Source organism: Mesorhizobium sp. M1409 (assembly GCF_040317535.1).
GTDB lineage: Bacteria > Pseudomonadota > Alphaproteobacteria > Rhizobiales > Rhizobiaceae > Mesorhizobium.
Genome location: NZ_JAMYKV010000172.1, coordinates 1 through 527, shown reverse-complemented (window position 1 = coordinate 527; position 527 = coordinate 1). Strand labels below are relative to the sequence as shown.

2 protein-coding genes are annotated in these 527 nt (G+C 58.1%); one reads left to right on the top strand and one right to left on the bottom strand.

The window, feature by feature from the left end; all coding sequences use genetic code 11:
- Nucleotides 1-188 (top strand): ATP-binding protein (locus NKG99_RS35900; RefSeq protein ID WP_352826263.1); only part of this gene is annotated, 188 nt, incomplete at its 5' end.
- Between the two features lie 218 nt (nt 189-406).
- Here the strand turns inward: NKG99_RS35900 and NKG99_RS35895 are convergent.
- Nucleotides 407-527: SDR family oxidoreductase (locus NKG99_RS35895; protein WP_352874200.1), on the bottom strand; the 121-nt coding region annotated here is incomplete at its 5' end.

Below are 527 nucleotides of genomic sequence, written 5' to 3'. Positions count from 1 at the left end.
TTCCCGCGACCAGATCGATCAACTTCAACGCCGACTGCAATGGACCAGGCGATCAAGGAAAGGTGCATCATGAAGCATTCGCGGATGCAAAGATGACCACCGCGCTGCTCGACCGGCTCACGCATCATTGCGAGATCGTCGAGACCGGAAACGAGTCCTGGCGCTTCAAGAACCGCTCTCAAAGCTGAAGTCGAAGAGCTAATCAGCCGCACCCGATCAGGCTGTGCAACCCCGACCAGCTTCGCCTGATCGGGCGCTAACGGACGTGCCCTTCAATACCCCTCAACCGGGGTCCCTTTTGCGCGAAAAACCAGGGTCCCGATTCCGTGGTGATTGACAGTCGTGGGGCTTCTGTCTTCTTGCCTCACAACCAACTGTCGTCGAGACCCTCCCGAAGACAGGGGCGCTACCAGCAGGTATAACCTCCGTCCACCAACAGTACCGTTCCCGTCATATAGCTTGATGCGTCGCTCGCCAGAAAATGGACCGCAGATGCGATCTCATGAGGCTGGCCGAAGCGGGCCATC